Origin of the sequence: Pseudomonas sp. CFBP 13710 (assembly GCF_014842235.1) — a bacterium.
Taxonomy (GTDB): Bacteria; Pseudomonadota; Gammaproteobacteria; order Pseudomonadales; family Pseudomonadaceae; genus Aquipseudomonas; species Aquipseudomonas baltica.
Window position 1 is genome coordinate 451,577 of sequence record NZ_JACYVJ010000001.1, and the last position, 17,565, is coordinate 469,141.

The window sequence follows — 17,565 nt, forward strand, 5'->3', positions numbered from 1 at the left end:
TCCATTTCCTTTAGTCCAGAGACTTCATCATGGTATTTGCAAGCAAGCTATCCCTGGCCTGCGGCCTGGCCGGCGCACTGCTGGCCAGCGGCGCCAGCGCCGAAGGCAAGATCAGCATCGCCCAGCAGTTCGGCATCGGCTACCTGATCCTCGATGTCGTGCGTGACCAGCAGCTGATCGAGAAACACGGCAAGCAGCAAGGCGTGGACATCGAAGTGGACTGGAACAGCATTTCCGGAGCCACCGCGATGAACGAGGCATTGCTCGCCGGTGCGTTGGATGTGGTGTCGGCCGGCGTGCCGCCGATGCTCACCGTCTGGGACCGCACCAAGGGTCGGCAGAACGTCAAGGCCATCGCGTCGCTGGGCTCGATGCCCAACTACCTGCTCAGTAACAATCCTGACGTCAAGACCTTGCAGGACTTCACCGACAAGGACCGCATCGCGGTGCCCGCCGCAGGGGTTGGCTTCCAGTCTCGCACCTTGCAGTTGGAGACGGCCAAACTCTATGGCGACAAGGAATTCAAGAAATTCGATAACATTTCGGTGAGCATTCCCCACCCGGACGCCACCTCGGCGCTGATGGCCGGCGGTTCGGAAATCAGCGCGCATTTCTCCAGCCCGCCGTTCCAGTACCAGGCCCTGGAAAACCCCAAGGTGCACAAGGTGCTCAGCAGCTACGACATCCTCGGCGGCCCGGCGACCTTCAATGTGCTGTACACCACGCAGAAATTCCACGACGACAACCCCAAGACCTACAAGGCGTTCTATGACGCATTGGTGGAAGCCGCGCAGATCGTCAAGGCCGACAAGGTCGCCGCAGCCAAGACCTATATTCGCGTGGAGAAATCGACCTTGAGCGAGGCGTTCGTGGAAAAGATCGTCCAGGACCCGGAGATCGACTTCACGGTGGTGCCGCAACGCACCTTCATATACGCCGAGCGGCTGCATGAGCTGGGTGTGCTGAAGAACAAGGCAGACAGCTGGAAAGACTACTTCTTCGAAGAAGCCCACGGCGGCGCCGGTAGCTGATCCGCCCGCTCCATCACCATCGACGCACACCTCGGCACCGACGTTCACGCACCCTGTGAACGTCGGTGCCGAGTTTTTTTTGCGGCGGGTAATTCAGGCCGGGGTCGGGGCGGGCAGGCCGAGGGCAGGGTAGTACTGGGCGAAACGCACGTTGTCATGCTGGTCGACCAGCTTCTTCAGGCGCTCGTTGAATGCCCGGCCCACGCCGTACTGACCGCCGGACACAGTGCGGAATTGCGAGGTCAGGACGATGCCATTGAGGTCCATCTTGTCCACCCCGAACACCTGCAACGGACCCTGCAGGTTGTGCTTGAGCATCACGTCCTCGACGATGGATTGCCCCGCCTGCTTGATCAGGTCCAGGGCGGTGTCGATGTCGCTGTCGTAGGTGAACTGCACCGAGAAGAACGCGTAGGCGAATTGCCGGGATTGGTTGGTGACTGCCTTGATCTGGCCGAACGGCACCGAATGCACGAAGCCCTTGCCGTCGCGCAGGCGCAGGGTGCGGATGGTCAGGCTCTCCACCGTGCCGGCGTGGCCGGAGTCGAGTACCACCCAGTCGCCGATGGCGATGGTGTCTTCGATGAGGATGAACAGGCCGGTGATCACATCCTGCACCAGTTGCTGCGAACCAAAGCCGATGGCCAGGCCGACTACCCCGGCACCGGCCAGAAGCGGCGCGACGTTGATGCCCAGGTTGGCCATGGTGGTGATGGTGCAGATCACCAGCAGGATGATCTTGATGGCGTTGCGCAGCATCGGCAGGATGGTCAGCACCCGCGTGCTCGGCTGGCGCGAGGCGCGTTTGCCGACCGACGGCTTCAGTGCCTCCTGGATGGCTGTGTCCAGGACCACCCACAACAGCCAGGTGACCAGCAGGATCAAGCCGATGCTGCTCAGCGAATCGCTGATCGCCCGGCCCATGCTGTTGCTGGCGGCGAATTCGAGCATCGACACGCCCCAGATGCGTCCCAGCAGTTCGATGAAGGCGATGGCCATGACGATGCGCACCACGGCGTGGCCCAGGTTGCGCAGCAGCTCTTTATAGGGCCGCAGGCGGGGTGTGGCGGTGGCGGCAGCGGCGGGTTTGAACAGGTGTTGCATGACAGTGCTGAGGAACACCGTGGCGATCAGCAGCACGGTGGTGAGCAGGGCGTTCTGCAAGGCTTTCTGGCTTTCCTCGCCGGCGCCGATCAGATGCACCGCCGAGACCAGAATCATCAGCAGGATGGGCAGGTACCACAGCGCCGAAAACAGCCGCAGCGACTCTTGCACTCCGCGGTGCTGCAGGCGCTGCGCCAGTGGCCGATTGCGGATCAGATGGGCCACCGGCCGACGCATGCGCACCACCAGCACCGCGAAGGACAAGGTGGCGAACAGGCCCGCGACCACCGCCAGGCTGGCGGTGAAGTTGGTGCCCAGCTGGCGGGCGATCTGCGGGCTGGTGAGGGCGTCGCTCAGGGCTGCCAGAAAGCCGATCATGAACAGCGGGCGCGGCGCGTAGCGACGCAGCACCGTAACCGCAGCGCGCTTGTGACCGCTGTCGAACAACGTGATCACGCCGCCTTGCACCAGCGGTGCTGCTTCTTCGACAGGCGCATCGGCCGCCGGGGCTTCAGCGGCCTGCAAGGTGGAAGTCAGCAGCAGGAACAGCAGGGGGAGGAGGGTTTTCGCCGGGGAACTGAACACAATGCGGGTCGCTCTATTGATCGGTACACCAGTCGTTGAGTGAATTTTTACCGGCAAGTTCGCCGATCCACGGCATTTGTCGCGATTGTTCATCTTGCATTCAAGGTAGTCGCGTGTCGCTCGAGCGGTGTGCGCGGCTGCATGAAACTCTTTATCCAAGGCTTTGATCATGTCGTCGAGCAGCACCTTCGCCACCGCCGCGCCGGGTCGGCAAGAGCAGTTTTCCACCCGTATCGCTTTCTTCATCGCCGGCTTCGCCATGGCCGCCTGGGCGCCGCTGGTGCCGCTGGCCAAGGCGCGGGCGCAGCTCAGCGACGGCAGCCTGGGCCTGCTGCTGCTTGGGCTGGGCGCAGGTTCCATCCTGGCCATGCCATTGGCGGGTTATTTCTGCGCGCGCTGGGGCTGCCGACGCGTCATCGTCGGTGCAGCCTTGCTCATCTGCCTGACGTTGCCGCTGCTGGCCAGCGTGGCGACCCTGCAGCTGTTGATTGCCGCAATCCTGGTGTTCGGCGCCGGAATGGGCGCCATCGACTGCGCCATGAACATCCAGGCGGTGCTGGTCGAGAAGGCCAGTGGCCGGCCGATGATGTCCGGCTTCCACGGTTTGTTCAGTGTGGGTGGCATCCTTGGAGCGGGCGGCATGACCGCTTTGCTTGCGCTCGGCCTGACGCCGCTGCTGGCGGTGGCCTGCGTGGTAGCGCTGACCCTTGTCGCGGTATTCAAGGCGGCGCCGCATCTGCTGCCCTATGGCAATGAAAGCGATGGCCCGCTGTTCGCCGTGCCACGTGGGATCGTGCTGTTCCTCGGGGCGCTGTGTTTCATCGTCTTTCTCACCGAGGGGGCCATGCTCGACTGGAGTGCTGTATTCCTGGTTTCCGAGCGCGACATGCAACCTGCCTACGCAGGGCTTGGCTACGCTGCCTTCGCCACGACCATGACCATCGGCCGCCTGACCGGCGATGCCATCGTCTCGCGCTTCGGTGGCGCCCGGGTCACATTGTACGGGGGGCTCTGCGCGGCAATCGGTCTGGCCTTGTCGCTGGCCGTTCCGGCGTGGCCGGCGGCATTGCTGGGCTATGCCTTGATCGGCGCAGGCTGCTCGAACATCGTCCCGGTGCTGTTCACCGCGGTCGGGCGCCAGACCACCATGCCGCAGAGCGCCGCCATTCCTGCCATGACGTCCCTGGGGTATGCGGGCATCCTGGTAGGCCCGGCTTTCATCGGCTTCGTGGCCCACGCCAGCAGCCTGTCGATTGCCCTGGGCGTGCTGATCGTGCTGCTCTTGTTCGTCGCGGCCAGCGGGCGCTACCTGCGAAACTGAACGGCCCGTGCAGGGTCTACGCTGAACGTTCATCAACCGCTCATTGATCGCCACTCGATACGGAGTTCAGCCATGCAACTGCACGGATCCTGTCACTGCGGTGCCGTCACTTTCAGCCTGCGCAGCGCCCATCCATACCCTTATCAGCGGTGCTACTGTTCGATCTGCCGCAAGACCCAGGGCGGCGGCGGTTATGCCATAAACCTGGGCGGCGAGGCGGCCAGTCTCAATGTGCAGGGTCGCAGTCATATCACCGTCTACCATGCCAGGTTGCCCGACGAGAGTGGCGGCGGCACTCACCCCAGCACTGCCGAGCGGCATTTCTGTCATCTGTGTGGTAGCGCCTTGTGGTTGTTCGATCCGGCCTGGCCGGAGCTGGTGCATCCATTCGCCAGTGCCATCGACAGCGAGTTGCCGGTGCCGCCCGAACACACCCACCTGCTGCTCGATTCCAAGGCGAGCTGGGTCGAGGTGCAGTCCGGCAAGCACGACCGGCAGTTTCAACAGTACCCGGACGAGTCGCTTGCGCAGTGGCACGAGAGGCTCGGCCTGACCCAACCTTGAGTGGTGCAGGTCGATATTTGAAACATGGTGAATCACCTCGACGAGCTCGCCGGGCCATGCCGCGGCGAACGTCAGGGACAATTCATCCTCAAATCCCTGAATCCACCGTGATCGAGGGCGAGATACCCATGAAGTTGTCCCTACTGGCGTCCCTGATGCTTGGCACGATGCTGTCTCATTCGGCGATGGCCCACGTGTCGATCGCCACCGAGCAACCGCGTCAGCCAATCACCGTAGCCGCCAACGATACGTCCAATCCCTACAACAGCCCCACTCGACGGATCAATCCGAACAGCCGCCAGGGCACTACCGCGCCCAATCCGCAACTGCGCCAGCCGACGCCGCGTACCGACAATCCGCGGCCGCCGACGCTCGAAAACCGCGGCATCGGCAACGGTGAAAACCTGCGCCGCCCGGCCAACGGCACCCAACAACCCCGCACCGCCCCTGGCACGCGTTGATCACTCCATTCTTGCTGAAGGATAAGCCCATGCTGCAGAAAACCCTTTTGGCCTCGGCTTGCGCCGGCCTTGCGCTGTACGGACTGGCCGCTTCGGCGGCAACGGTGACCACTTACCCAAGCGAACTGGGCCAGATCACCGTGACAACCGTGGCCGAAGGCCTCAAATACCCTTGGGGTTTGGCCTTCCTGCCGGACAACAAGGGCATGCTGGTCACTGAAAAACCGGGTGATCTGCGCGTGGTCAGCGCCGAGGGCAAAATCTCTTCACCCATCAGCGGGGTACCGCAGGTATGGGCGAAGAATCAAGGCGGGTTGCTCGACGTGGTGCTGTCACCCGACTTCAAGGCCGACCGCATGGTCTACCTGTCGTATGCCGAACAGGGCCAGGATGGCAAGGGCGGCACCGCCGTGGGTCGTGGACGGTTGTCCGAAGACCTGACTCATCTGGAAAACTTCACCACGATTTTCCGCCAGGAGCCGAAGCTGTCGGTCGGCAATCACTTCGGTTCCCGTCTGGTCTTCGACCGCGACGGCTACCTGTTCATCGCCCTGGGCGAAAACAACGAGCGTGCCACCTCTCAGGACCTGGACAAGCTGCAGGGCAAGGTTGTGCGCATCTTCGCCGACGGCAAGGTGCCCAAGGACAACCCGTTCGTGGGGCAGAAGGGCGTGCGTCCGGAAATCTGGTCATTCGGGCATCGCAACCAGCAAGGCGCTGCGCTGAACCCGTGGACCGGCACCCTCTGGACCCATGAGCACGGCGCCCGTGGCGGTGACGAGCTGAACATCATCGAGCGCGGCGCCAATTACGGCTGGCCGCTCTACACCCACGGGATCAATTACTCCGGGGAGCCGATTCCCGAGGCCCGCGGCAAGACCGGGCCGGGCATCACCGATCCGTATCATGTGTGGGAAAAGTCACCGGCCATCAGCGGCATGGCGTTCTATGACAACGACAAGTTCAAGCGCTGGAACCACAATCTGTTCATCGGTGCGTTAGCCTCCGAAGACCTGATTCGCCTGCAGTTCGAGGGTGACAAGGTGGTTCACGAGGAACGTCTGCTGGGTGAACGCGGCGAGCGGATCCGCGACGTGCGCCAAGGCCCGGATGGCTATCTGTATGTGTTGACCGATGACGACGACGGGGAATTGCTCAAGATCGGTCTTGAATGAATCTGCACGTTTCATCGTTTATCTGAAACCTCTCGTTCATCTTCGAGTCGATTGCTGGTCAATGGCCAGCATGGTCTCGACGATTTCGTCTCTTCAAGAGGTTCAGCATGATCGGCGTCATCATTCCTGTGCAAAACGAGCACGCCAGTCTCGACCGATGCCTGCGATCGGTCATGTTGGCTGCCGAGCACGGCACGCTGTGTACCGAACTGGTACGCATCGTCGTGGTGCTCGACGCCTGCAGCGACAGGTCGCGCGATATCGCCCAGCGCTATCCGGTACGGCTGATCGATACCAATGCCGCCAACAAGGTAGCGGCGAGGGCCGCAGGCGCCGCACACCTGGTACAGGCTGGCGCACGATGGCTGGCCTGGACGGAAGCGGATGTGCGGGTGCCTGATGACTGGCTGGCCGCGCAGCTAGCCTACGGAGTCGACGCTGTGTGCGGGCGGGTGGATGCCGAGCCGGGTGCCAGCCGCCTCGTACAGGGTCGGCGGCGGCGCTCGGTGACCATGGATGAACGGCGCTCGAACGTGCATATGGCCAATCTCGGTATGAGCACCTTGGCCTACACGGATGCCGGAGGGCTGAATGCGAGCTTGGGTCATGACGAGCGGCATCTGATCGAACAGGTGGAGGCCCGCGGCCGGCGCATTGCCTGGAGCGGCTCTGTGCGCGTCAGCCGATGTGCACCGGCGGGCAGCGGTTACGGCGAGCCGGCGCGGTTGCCGGGGTTGTGCAAGGTGAGTGGGTTCTGACGAGGTGAACGTGACATGGTGAGTGTGATCACACTGGTGCATGGCCGCGAGCGACAGCTGGACAATGTCATCCGTGGACTGGAGCAGGGCAACCTGATGCCCGAGGCGTTCTGGGTGGTGTTCATGAATCAGCCGGCGCGTGATTTGCACAGTGAGTGCTTTCCCATCCACTGCCTCGTGGTCGATGATGCGTCTCATGGCTTGCCGCTGGCGAAAGCGCGCAATGCCGTGCGCCAATGCGGGGGCGAGCATTGGGTGTTCCTCGACGTGGACTGCATCCCGAGCCAAAGCCTGCTGTCCGATTACGCTGCCGCGCTGCGCGAAAGGCCTGAAGCCCTGCACCTGGGCGAGGTCCGTTACTTGCCCAGTACCGCCCGGATGGAAGACTGGACTCAAGCCACGTTGATGCGCGACGGCGTTGCCCATCCGCTCAGCCAATACCGCGGGAAGCCGGGTTCGCTGCTTGCGCATCACCTGTTCTGGTCGCTGAATTTCGCTTGCACCCGTGAGGTATTCGAACGCATCGGTGGCTTTGACGAGGGGTACCTGGGCTACGGCGCCGAAGACACCGATTTCGCGTTCAGCGCACGTCACCATGGCGTGGAGCTACGAGTGGCAGCGGCCCTGGCCTTCCATCAATACCACCCGACCTGGCGTCCGCCGCTCAACCATTTTTCGGCGATCGTAGCCAATGCTCAGCGCTTTAACCAGCGCTGGGCGCAATGGCCGATGGAAGGCTGGCTCAGCGAATTTGCTGAACTGGGCCTGGTGAGCTGGACGTCCGACTCGCTGGAGATCCTGCATCATCCCACTGATGCCGAGGTCGATGCTTGCCTCGACCAGGCCGGCTCCGGGTTCTAAAAGCCTGGTCAGATTCGGCAATGATTGTGCGCTTGTCCAGGGGCCATCTGTTTTCTAAGGTGAAGGCTTTTCGGTGGACAGGGAATGTCGGCGTGCAGAAAAGCCTATGTATTGCGCAAGGGGCGCTTCAGCGAGCTAGGCCGGCTTTACTCGATCACCTGTGTGACGGCTGATCGGGCTGCCGTTTTTTCCTGCTTGCAAACCGCCCGGGCGCTGGTTGCTCAGTTGCGCGCCCTGCATGACGCAGGGGACGTAGAGTCGTTGGCGTGGGTGGTGATGCCGGATCATCTGCACTGGTTGTTTCAATTGCGAAAAGGCGATTTGGCTACGATCGTTTGCCGGATGAAAGCGCGCAGCAGCCTGGCCATCAATCGCCGCAACGGGACCTGTGGCCGACTCTGGCAGAAAGGGTATTACGACCGTGCCCTGCGCCGCGAAGAGGATCTCAGAAGCGCAGCGCGCTACATCATCATGAACCCGGTCCGCGCCGGGCTGGTTCAGAAGGTTGGCGATTATCCTTTGTGGGACGCGATCTGGCTGTGATCAGCGATCGCGTGCACCGCCGACGCGGCTCGCGCGGTGGTGGGTCAGGCGCAACGCGGACACCGCCGACGCGGCTTGCGCCGCTGCTACAGGCACCGAGAACCCCTGTAGCAGCGGCGCAAGCCGCGTCCGGGAGCGCTGCGGTGTGTCAGACGGAACGCGTGTACCGCCGACGCGGCTCGCGCCGCTGCTACAAATCGCTCGCCTGTAGCAGCGGCGCAAGCCGCGTCCGGGGGTGGTGTGGTGGGTCAGGAGGAATGCGTAGACCGCCGACGCGGCTCGCGCCGCTGCTACAAATCACTCGCCTGTAGCAGCGGCGCAAGCCGCGTCCGGGCGCGCTGTGGTGGGTCAGGCAGAACGCATAAACCGCCGACGCGGCTTGCGCCGCTGCTACAAATCACTCGCCTGTAGCAGCGGCGCAAGCCGCGTCCGGGAGCGCTGTGGTGGGTCAGGCAGAACGCGTGTACCACCGACGCGGCCTGCGCCGCTGCTACAGGGGATCGCGTTCGAGGAGGTGGGTGATGCGGCCGACCAGGTCACCCATGCGGAAGGGCTTGATGACCATGTCCATGCCTTCAGCGAGGAAGGTCTGCAGGTCCAGGGCGTTTTCCGCGTAGCCGGTCATGAACAGCACCGGCAGCTCTGGACGCAAGGCTCGAGCAGCGTCGGCGAGAACGCGGCCGTTCATTTGCGGCAGGCCGACGTCGGTCAACAGCAGCTGGATCGACGGGTCATCGCGCACGATATCCAATGCATCCAGCGCGCTTTCTACCTCGGTGCAGCGGTACCCTGCGTCGATCAGCGCCTCGACCACGAACATCCGTACCGACGCCATGTCTTCCACCACCAGCAAGTGCTCGCCGTTACCGCGGTTCTCCAACTGCACCGGCTCGCTGGGCTGCGGCAGCAGCGCCAGGCCAGCCGGCAGCATCAGGGTCACCTCGGTGCCGTGGCCAAGCAGGCTGCGGATCCGTACGTCGCCACCGGACTGCCGGGCAAATCCGTAGATCGTCGACAGACCCAACCCCGTACCCTTGCCAACGGCCTTGGTGGTGAAGAACGGGTCGAAGACCTTGTCGATGATGCTGTGATCGATCCCGGTACCGTCGTCACGCACCGACAGCACCACGTAGTCGCCATCGGCCAGGCGTGTGTCGCCCCGCGAATAGGCGGCGAAGGTCGACAGACGGATGTTGCCGCCTTCGGGCAGCGCGTCGCGGGCATTGATCACCAGGTTGAGCACCGCATTCTCGAATTGGATCGGATCGACCATGGCGATGGCTGCGCTGTCGGTCAGGTCCAGGCTCAGGGTGATCCGTTCACCGATGGTGCGGCGCAACAGGTCTTCCAGCGAATGCACATGCTGGTTGATCGCGATCGGCCGCGTATCGAGCGGCTGCTGGCGGGCGAAGGCCAGCATGCGATGGGTGAGGGCGGCCGCATTGGTTGCCGACTGCAGCGCCGCATCGGCATAGCGTGACACGGCTTTGTCGACGCTGCCGGTGGCACCTTGCACAGCGGAGGGCTCGACCCGCTTCTTGATCAGTTCCAGCGCCGTGATGATGCCGGTCAGCAGGTTGTTGAAGTCATGCGCAATACCCCCGGTGAGCTTGCCCAGGGCGTCCATTTTCTGCACTTGCAACAGTTGCGTCTCGGTGCGCGCGCGCTCGGCCACTTCCTGCGCCAGCAATGTCTGTGCGTCGGCCAACTGGATCTGCTGCTGACGCTCGCGCTGCCGGTGCTCGGTCACGTCCTCGATGAACACCAGGCTGTGCCCGGGCGCGCGATAGGGCGAGACCTGCCATTCGGTTTCACGCAGTTGATCGTCGACTCTGATGGTCAGGTTGCCACGCCAGCGTTCGCCTTTGCTCAAGCGCACCTGCAGGTCGTCCAGCACGCTTTCCTGCCCGGCCGCCAGTTGCGCTTGCAGGCTGGTGAGGGACACCGGGGTAGGCAGCAGTTGCGAGAACGCATGATTGCACTCGATCACCTGCAGCTGCTCGTCGATCACCGCGATGGGCGCGGCGATGTTGGCGAAAATCTCGCGAAAGCGTGCCTCGCTTTCGCGCAGCGCGTTCTCGGTGTCACGCACGCGCAGCAGAGTGCGCAGGGTGGCCAACAGCACGTCGGCGTCCACTGGATGGATGAGGTACGCATCGGCTCCGGCTTCCAGACCCGTGATGATGTCGCCGGTCTGAATGGACGCCGCCGACACATGGATGATCGGCAGCAGGGCGGTGGCTGGCTTGGCGCGCAGCAGTCGGACGATGTCGAAGCCGCTCATGTCCGGCAGGTTGACGTCCAGAATCAACGCGTCCAGTTGCTCGCTGGCGATCAGCGCCAGGCCATCGCCGCCAGTGCCGGCTTCCAGAATGACGATGCCGTGGCGTTCCAATCGGCGCCGCAGCGCGTAGCGAGTGGCGCTGTTGTCGTCGACGATGAGTACCCGCACTTCAGGTGTCATGGCCAGGCTCCGGCGCAATGGCCAACGGAATGATCACAAAGAATGTCGAGCCCACCCCCGGGCTGCTTTGCACGCCAACCGTGCCGCCCAGCAACTCGGCGAAGCGCTTGCACAGCGACAGGCCCAAGCCGGTGCCACGCAGGCGTTTCTGCACCGGCGAATCGATCTGGGCAAAGTCCTCGAACAACGTACCGTGCAGCTCGGCGGGAATGCCGATACCGGTATCGCTCACGGCGAAGCGGATCTGCGATGGCGATTCGAGCCTGGCCGACACCCGCACCTCACCTGCGAGGGTGAACTTCAACGAGTTGGAAATGAAGTTGCGCAGGATCTGCGCGAGTTTCTTGTCATCTGTATAGAGGCGTGGCAGTCCGACAGGCTCTTCGAAGATGAGGTCCACGGCGCTGGCATTGACGATCGGCCGGAACATGCCGCGCAACGCCGAGAACAGATCGAACATGTCGAACCATGCCGGCGATATGCTGATCCGACCTGCCTCGATCTTGGCCAGGTCGAGCAGGTCGTCGACCATGTCGCTGAGTTCCTGGGCGGCGTGAGTGATGAAACTCACCTGCTTCTGCTGCTCCGGCGCCAAGGGGCCGTCCAGTTCATCGGCAAGCAGGCCGGTAATGCTCAGGATCGAGCCCAGCGGGGTGCGGAATTCGTGGCTCATGTAGGACAGGAAGCGGCTCTTTAGGTCCGAAGCCTGGCGCAGTTCCTCAGCCTGGCCGTCGAGTTCGCCATACAGTGCCAGCACGCCCTGGTTGGTTTCATCCAGTTCGTCACGCAAGGCCTGGGCCTCGGCACGCAGTTGGGCGATCAATGCCGCACTGGCCTCGGCATCCAGATCGAGGGGTTCAGACATGGGGTGGCTCCAGAGCGATGACCAATACGGTGATGTCGTCGCGGCCGCGACAGAAGTCGCGGTACAGCACCGACGCAATGATGGCGGGGTGAAGGTGGACCAGACCCGGGTAGTCGGCCATGTTCCAGCGCGACTGCAACCCGTCGCTGTACAGAACGAGCAACTGCTCGTTCGCCTCGTCGAACGTGAAGGCTTGCGCGCGACGGAACTGTCCGCCGACGATGCCCGGATGGGACGCCAGTCCGCGGCTCTTGCCCGGCGATAGCAACATGGCGCCGATGTTGCCGATGCCGGCGAAACGCAGTTGCCCGGCGTGGTATTCGAACTGGGCAACGGCTACTGCGCCACCGCGTGTGCCGTTCATGGCCTGGTGCATGTCGTCGAGCACATGTTAGGGCCGTGCGAACGGTGCCTGAGCGAACGCCTGGCAACCTGCGCGTGCGGCCTTTTCGGCCTCTTCGCCATGACCGAGACCATCGACCACCACGGCGCTGATACCCTCGCCGGCGAACGTTACCTGCCAGGCATCGCCACACGCCGGGTCGTCGTGCAGCGAGCGCTGGGTCACGCCCAGGCGCAGGTCGGCGAGCTTGTCGCGCTTGCGGTACAGGCGTGCCAGCACCACTGAACCGCGGGCGTCGCTGTACGCATCGAACACTTCCGATTGCCGCGCCAGCGCGCCGAGGCCGATGCCTTGAGTGCCGCGCGTGGAATAGCCATCGGCCATGCACTCGTGCAGCTCGAAACCAGTGCCGCGGTCCACTGCCAGCAGCTCCACACCCGGTGAAGTTGGATGGGGCAGGGCACGCAGGTGCAGCTCGCCGTGGCCGGCATGCTTGAGGATATTGCTGGCCAGCTCGGTGGCCAGCAGCGCCACGCGGCCGCAGTCGGTTTCGTCCAGGCCCTGCGCCTGCGCCATCTTCTGCGCGGCACGGCGGGCTTCGCCGACCTGGCTGGGGTCCTGCAGTGCGATCACCTGGGTGATGACACTGCGCAAGGTCAGGTCCATCGAGTGATCGTCACGCGGGTGCCCTGGCCAGGCGCGGTGTCCAATTCGAATTCCTCGACCAGGCGACGTGCACCGGTCAGGCCCAGGCCAAGCCCGTTGCCCGAGGTCCAGCCGTCGGTCAGCGCCAGCTTCAGATCGGGAATGCCCGGGCCTTCGTCGCGAAACGTCAGGCGCAGGCCCTTGCGCACACCGTCGTCGAGAATCTGCCAGTCCATGTCGCCGCCACCGCCATAGACCACGGTGTTGCGCGCCAGCTCGCTGACCGCCGTCACCAGTTTGGTCAGGTCGATCAGGCGCATGCCGCAGTCCTGGGCCAGCTTGCGCGCGGTCTGGCGGGCCAGCACCACGTCCTGTTCGAGGCGCACCGGTTGACTGCCGCTGCTCTCGACGTTCATGAGCCGTTCACCCGTGCCTGCAGCAGGCGCATACCGCGCTCCACGTTCAGCGCGGTGCTCACGCCCGGCAGGTTCATGCCCAGCTCGACCAGCGTGATCGCCACGGCGGGCTGCATGCCGACCAGCACGGTTTCGGCGTCCATGATCCGCGACAGGCCGGAGATGGTGCCGATCATCCGGCCAATGAACGAATCGACCATGTCCAGCGCGGAGATATCGATCAACACGCCTCGGGCCGAAGTCTTGCTGATCTTTTCCGACAGGTCATCCTGCAGCGCCAGCGCCAGTTGATCGTGCATGTCGACCTGGATGGTCACCAGCAGGTACGCGCCCATCTGCAATATAGGGATGCGTTCCATGGGCTCAAACCGCCTTGCTGACGGTCAGGTTCAGGCGGCGCAAGGCCAGGGCCAGGGCGTCTGCCAGATTGGCCTTGGTGACCACGCCTTGCAGGTCCAGGCCCAGATGGACGATGGTCTGAGCGATCTGCGGGCGCACGCCGCTGATGATGCAATCGGCACCCATCAGGCGAATGGCGGTGACTGTCTTGAGCAGATGCTGGGCCACCAGGGTGTCGACCGTCGGCACCCCGGTGATATCAATGATGGCTATTTCCGAGCCGGTGTCGACGATGCGCTGCAACAGCGATTCCATCACCACCTGGGTACGCTGCGAGTCCAGCGTGCCGATCATCGGCAGGGCCAGTACGCCTTCCCACAGCTTGACGACGGGCGTGGAGAGTTCGAGCAGTTCTTCCTGCTGACGCTTGATGACCATCTCGCGGGACTTTTGGAAAGTGCGGATGGTGTGCATGCCCAGCCCGTCGAGCAGGTCCGAGACCAGCAGCACCTGCTCGGCAAGCTCGGCCGGATGGCTGGCGTACGCTGCCTGCAGCACGGCGAACAGCGGGCGCTTGAGGGCAAAGATGAAATGCGCGGTCTGGTGCGAGTCGTGGCCCAGCAGCGCGCGGCTGTGGGACAGTTTCTCCAGTACCTGACGGACATCGGCCCATTGGCTGCCGGCAATGTTGTGGGTCTGACTGGTTTCCAGGGCGATGATCAACTGGCTGAGCAGCTCGCTGCTCTGCTGCCGAAGGTCGGCTTCCTTGATGTTGCGCGTCGCTCCGCTGGCTTCAAGGCCTGCGAGCCACTGCTCGACAATGGCATTTTGCTGGGATTTGAAAGCGTCAACGGTTTGCGTGTTCAGCGCGGCCATGCAAGAACTCCTGGTACAGAGATGGGGCGAGATAGCGTAATGATGGCCGATTATCTGCTAAACGCCGAATCCCGTCGATGGCCAAAAGCGCACGGCATCCGGCTGCTCTCGGCGCAGAGCGCGGCGCTTGAACCGGCTAGCTGGCGAGGAGGGTCATGACCGGCTCCGGCAACGGCGGCAAGCCATGGGCTGCACGCGCCTTGTCGCACGCCGGGTTATGTTCGCCGTGTTCCCAGGAAGCGTCGAACTCGCGGCAGGTACTGGAGCGCTGGGCATACATCGTACAACCGATTCCGACCTTGCCCACCTCGCCGGCGAGGGCGACGCAGCGCGTGGGCTTGGCGTCGGTGCCGAGCATCGCCACCCGATTGTGGGTGACCTGAATGACCTGCTCGTCAGGCACCAGGCCGCCCGCAGACTGGCATTCGCCCCAATAGAAGGACACACGGAAATGCGCGCAGCAGGCGCCGCACTCAAGGCAGGGATTGGCTTTGGACATGTTGGCTCGGGAGGGGGGGCAACAGCGTTATTGGGGACCGCGACCACGCCGCCATTCTAGGCCTGCCGTAGCGGTTGGGAAGGGGGGGTTCAAGGTATATTTCAAGGGCGCCGCACCTACCGCGAACACCTCGAAAGGCGGCATGTTCGCGCTGTCATCACACAACTTGCTGATATATGATCGGTTTTCCTTTTCCAGCCATGATCGCGCCGCCATGAGCAACGACATCGTCACCGCCGACATCACGCGTCGCAGGCCGGGCAACCTGGCCCAGAGCCTGGTGGACGATGTCTGCAGGATGATCAGCCAGGGTGTGGTCAAGCCCGGAGACAAGCTGCCCACCGAACTCGAATTGATGGCGGTGGGCGGTGTAAGCCGGGCTACCGTGCGCGAGGCACTGTCCCGCCTGCAGGTGTCGGGCATCGTCGAAACCCGTCGCGGCATCGGCACCTTCGTCCTCAACGTCCCGGGTTCGACCGTATCGCGCCTGGACCCGGCCACTATCGTCACCCTGCAGGACGTCATCGCCATTCTCGATGTGCGCATCAGTTTCGAGATCGAAGCGGCGGGGTTGGCGGCACTGCGGCGCAGCGACGACCAGTTGGCGTGTATCGAAGACGCGCTGAAGCGCTTCGAACAGGCGTCCGACACCAGCGGGTCCATCGTCTCCGACTTCCAGTTCCACCTGCAGATCGCCCAGGCTTCCAACAACCGCTATTTCGCCGACATCATCACGCATTTCGGCACCAGCATGTTTCCCCGTGCACGCCTGGACACCGTGGCCATCGCACGTCTGGACCGCCAGCAGAAACACGAACGGCTGGTCCGCGAACATGCGCACATCTTCGAAGCGGTCGCCCGCTGTGACTATGATGCCGCCCGCGCCGCGATGCGCATCCATCTGGCCAACAGCCGGGCGCGCGTGGTCAAGGCGCACGAAGATCTGTCCATCTGACCCTCCAAGTCAGCGCCTGCAACGTAGTACGATGACTTCCCGCCCACATCGCTACATCTTTGGAAATAATTCATCTCCGAGGTATGGATATAATCAGCGTTGTACGATAACGTAACTGCAGTACCGGCACAGACCGGTGTCCCCTAATAATTCCAACGTCCAGGGTGCTGCAACCATGATTATCCACGTGATGTCTTCCCGCTGTTGTCCGACTTCCTCCGTCCTACAGGGCCATGGTTTGCAGCCCGGCTGAGTCAGCGACACCTGAAATACCCGGCTTCATACCCTCTACCCGCATAAAAATAACTCGTGGGAGTACCTTCGCATGCCAGCGACGAAGAAGACGCATGTGCGCTACATGATCCTGTTCCTGTTGTTCGTGGTGACAACACTGAACTACGCGGATCGCGCCACCATTTCCATCGCCGGTGCCAGTCTGCAGAAAGACCTGGGCATCGACGCCGTCACCCTCGGCTATATCTTCTCCGCGTTCGGTTGGGCTTACGTCCTGCTGCAGATCCCCGGTGGCTGGTTGCTCGACCGCTTCGGCTCGAAGAAGGTGTACGCCTGGAGCATTTTCCTTTGGTCGCTGTTCACGGTAATGCAGGGGTTCGTCGGCTACCTGCCGATGGCCAACGCGGTGATCGCGCTGTTCATGCTGCGCTTTCTGGTCGGCGCAGCCGAAGCGCCGTCGTTTCCCGGTAACGCACGCATCGTTGCGGCCTGGTTCCCGACCGCCGAGCGCGGCACGGCGTCGGCGATCTTCAACTCGGCGCAATACTTCGCCACGGTGCTGTTCGCTCCGCTGATGGGCTGGATCGTGCACTCCTGGGGCTGGGAGCATGTCTTCGTGGTCATGGGCGGCCTGGGCATCCTCTTTTCGGGCGTATGGCTCAAGTACATCCACAATCCCAAGGAACACCCAAGCGTCAGTGCCGAAGAGCTGGAGTTCATAGAGCAGAACGGCGGGCTGGTGGACATGGACCAGGCCAAGGGCGGCAAGTCCAAGCCGAAGTGGAACTACATTCGCCAACTGCTGACCACGCGCATGATGCTTGGTGTGTACCTGGGGCAGTTCTGCATCAACGGCATCACCTACTTCTTCCTCACCTGGTTTCCGGTGTACCTGGTCCAGGAACGCGGCATGACCATCCTCAAGGCAGGCTTCATTGCCTCGCTGCCGGCCATCTGCGGCTTCATCGGTGGCGTGTTGGGCGGGGTCATCTCGGACAGCCTGCTGCGTCGCGGCCATTCCCTGACCTTCGCGCGCAAGACGCCGATCGTCTGCGGCCTGATGCTGTCGACCACCATGGTGATCTGCAACTATGTGCAGGCCGAATGGATGGTGGTGGCGTTCATGGCTTTGGCGTTCTTCGGCAAGGGCGTGGGTGCGCTGGGCTGGGCCGTGGTGTCCGACACTTCGCCCAAGCAGATCGCCGGGATCAGCGGCGGCTTGTTCAACATGTTCGGTAACGTGGCGTCCATCACCACGCCGATCGTGATCGGCTACATCATCAGTGCCACCGGCTCGTTCAAGTACGCGCTGGTCTACGTCGGTGCCAATGCCCTGGTAGCGGTGTTCAGCTACCTGGTGATTGTCGGCCCGATCAAGCGCGTGGTACTGCGCGAAGAGAACGGCGACCCGGTCGTCGACGATGCACCGCAGCTCAATGCCGCTCGTCCCTGAAGCGTCTGCAGCCAACGACAAGACCGCGGCCGGCACTGCCGGTACGCGGCTCTGGATTCAGCCTGAATTGATT

17 protein-coding genes and 1 pseudogene are annotated in these 17,565 nt (G+C 63.1%); 10 read left to right on the top strand and 8 right to left on the bottom strand.

Annotated elements, in window-relative coordinates; genetic code table 11:
* The first annotated feature begins 29 nt into the window (after window positions 1-29).
* The gene (locus tag IFT44_RS01915; protein WP_122478169.1) at window positions 30-1,031 is read left to right on the top strand and encodes an ABC transporter substrate-binding protein; all 1,002 of its coding nucleotides are present in this window, start codon (window positions 30-32) and stop codon (window positions 1,029-1,031) included.
* Window positions 1,032-1,124: 93 nt separating this feature from the next.
* On the opposite strand, the gene IFT44_RS01920 is transcribed toward IFT44_RS01915, so the two are convergent.
* Window positions 1,125-2,720, bottom strand: a complete 1,596-nt coding sequence (locus tag IFT44_RS01920) for a mechanosensitive ion channel family protein (protein ID WP_446730932.1) — start codon at window positions 2,718-2,720, stop codon at window positions 1,125-1,127.
* A 169-nt stretch (window positions 2,721-2,889) separates the two neighbouring features.
* Between IFT44_RS01920 and IFT44_RS01925 the strand changes: the two genes are divergently transcribed.
* The 7 genes from IFT44_RS01925 to IFT44_RS01955 all read left to right on the top strand — a co-directional run bounded on the left by IFT44_RS01925 (window position 2,890) and on the right by IFT44_RS01955 (window position 8,403).
* Entirely contained in the window at window positions 2,890-4,041 is a 1,152-nt protein-coding gene (locus IFT44_RS01925; RefSeq protein WP_192175313.1) for an MFS transporter, read from the top strand.
* Between the two features lie 72 nt (window positions 4,042-4,113).
* Window positions 4,114-4,605, top strand: coding sequence for a GFA family protein (locus IFT44_RS01930; protein ID WP_192175314.1), 492 nt, complete (start codon window positions 4,114-4,116; stop codon window positions 4,603-4,605).
* 128 nt (window positions 4,606-4,733) lie between these two features.
* Window positions 4,734-5,066: a hypothetical protein gene (locus IFT44_RS01935; RefSeq protein ID WP_446730933.1), complete on the top strand. Its 333-nt coding sequence runs from the start codon at window positions 4,734-4,736 to the stop codon at window positions 5,064-5,066.
* A 29-nt stretch (window positions 5,067-5,095) separates the two neighbouring features.
* Window positions 5,096-6,241, top strand: a complete 1,146-nt coding sequence (locus IFT44_RS01940; protein ID WP_122478163.1) for a PQQ-dependent sugar dehydrogenase — start codon at window positions 5,096-5,098, stop codon at window positions 6,239-6,241.
* Between the two features lie 107 nt (window positions 6,242-6,348).
* Window positions 6,349-6,999 carry a glycosyltransferase gene (locus IFT44_RS01945; protein ID WP_192175315.1) on the top strand — a complete coding sequence of 217 codons (651 nt, stop codon included), beginning with the start codon at window positions 6,349-6,351 and terminating at the stop codon, window positions 6,997-6,999.
* A gap of 15 nt (window positions 7,000-7,014) precedes the next feature.
* On the top strand, window positions 7,015-7,860 hold the full coding sequence (locus tag IFT44_RS01950; protein WP_199861455.1) for a glycosyltransferase family 2 protein: 846 nt from the start codon (window positions 7,015-7,017) through the stop codon (window positions 7,858-7,860).
* A gap of 84 nt (window positions 7,861-7,944) precedes the next feature.
* The gene (locus tag IFT44_RS01955; protein ID WP_192057112.1) at window positions 7,945-8,403 is read left to right on the top strand and encodes an REP-associated tyrosine transposase; all 459 of its coding nucleotides are present in this window, start codon (window positions 7,945-7,947) and stop codon (window positions 8,401-8,403) included.
* Window positions 8,404-8,893: 490 nt separating this feature from the next.
* On the opposite strand, the gene IFT44_RS01960 is transcribed toward IFT44_RS01955, so the two are convergent.
* The 7 genes and pseudogenes from IFT44_RS01960 to IFT44_RS01990 form a co-directional block, all read right to left on the bottom strand.
* Window positions 8,894-10,867: a response regulator gene (locus IFT44_RS01960; RefSeq protein ID WP_192057111.1), complete on the bottom strand. Its 1,974-nt coding sequence runs from the start codon at window positions 10,865-10,867 to the stop codon at window positions 8,894-8,896.
* Complete coding sequence (locus IFT44_RS01965; protein WP_122478158.1) at window positions 10,857-11,732, bottom strand: sensor histidine kinase; 876 nt, start codon at window positions 11,730-11,732, stop codon at window positions 10,857-10,859. The genes IFT44_RS01960 and IFT44_RS01965 overlap by 11 nt, the downstream gene beginning before the upstream one ends.
* Window positions 11,725-12,741: pseudogene (locus IFT44_RS01970) on the bottom strand (ATP-binding protein). Before IFT44_RS01970 ends, IFT44_RS01965 begins: the two are co-directional and overlap by 8 nt.
* Entirely contained in the window at window positions 12,732-13,136 is a 405-nt protein-coding gene (locus IFT44_RS01975) for an anti-sigma regulatory factor (protein ID WP_049859585.1), read from the bottom strand. Before IFT44_RS01975 ends, IFT44_RS01970 begins: the two are co-directional and overlap by 10 nt.
* Window positions 13,133-13,495: an STAS domain-containing protein gene (locus tag IFT44_RS01980; protein WP_122478154.1), complete on the bottom strand. Its 363-nt coding sequence runs from the start codon at window positions 13,493-13,495 to the stop codon at window positions 13,133-13,135. The genes IFT44_RS01975 and IFT44_RS01980 overlap by 4 nt, the downstream gene beginning before the upstream one ends.
* 4 nt (window positions 13,496-13,499) lie before the next feature.
* On the bottom strand, window positions 13,500-14,351 hold the full coding sequence (locus tag IFT44_RS01985) for an STAS domain-containing protein (protein ID WP_192056088.1): 852 nt from the start codon (window positions 14,349-14,351) through the stop codon (window positions 13,500-13,502).
* Window positions 14,352-14,487: 136 nt separating this feature from the next.
* A complete protein-coding gene (locus IFT44_RS01990; protein WP_122797656.1) occupies window positions 14,488-14,850 on the bottom strand; it encodes a YkgJ family cysteine cluster protein in 363 nt (120 codons plus the stop codon).
* Between the two features lie 214 nt (window positions 14,851-15,064).
* Here IFT44_RS01990 and IFT44_RS01995 point away from each other — a divergent pair, with 214 nt between their 5' ends.
* Window positions 15,065-15,805, top strand: coding sequence for a FadR/GntR family transcriptional regulator (locus IFT44_RS01995; RefSeq protein WP_122478282.1), 741 nt, complete (start codon window positions 15,065-15,067; stop codon window positions 15,803-15,805).
* 325 nt (window positions 15,806-16,130) lie between these two features.
* A complete protein-coding gene (locus IFT44_RS02000) occupies window positions 16,131-17,492 on the top strand; it encodes an MFS transporter (RefSeq protein WP_122478149.1) in 1,362 nt (453 codons plus the stop codon).
* Window positions 17,493-17,565: the final 73 nt, after the last annotated feature.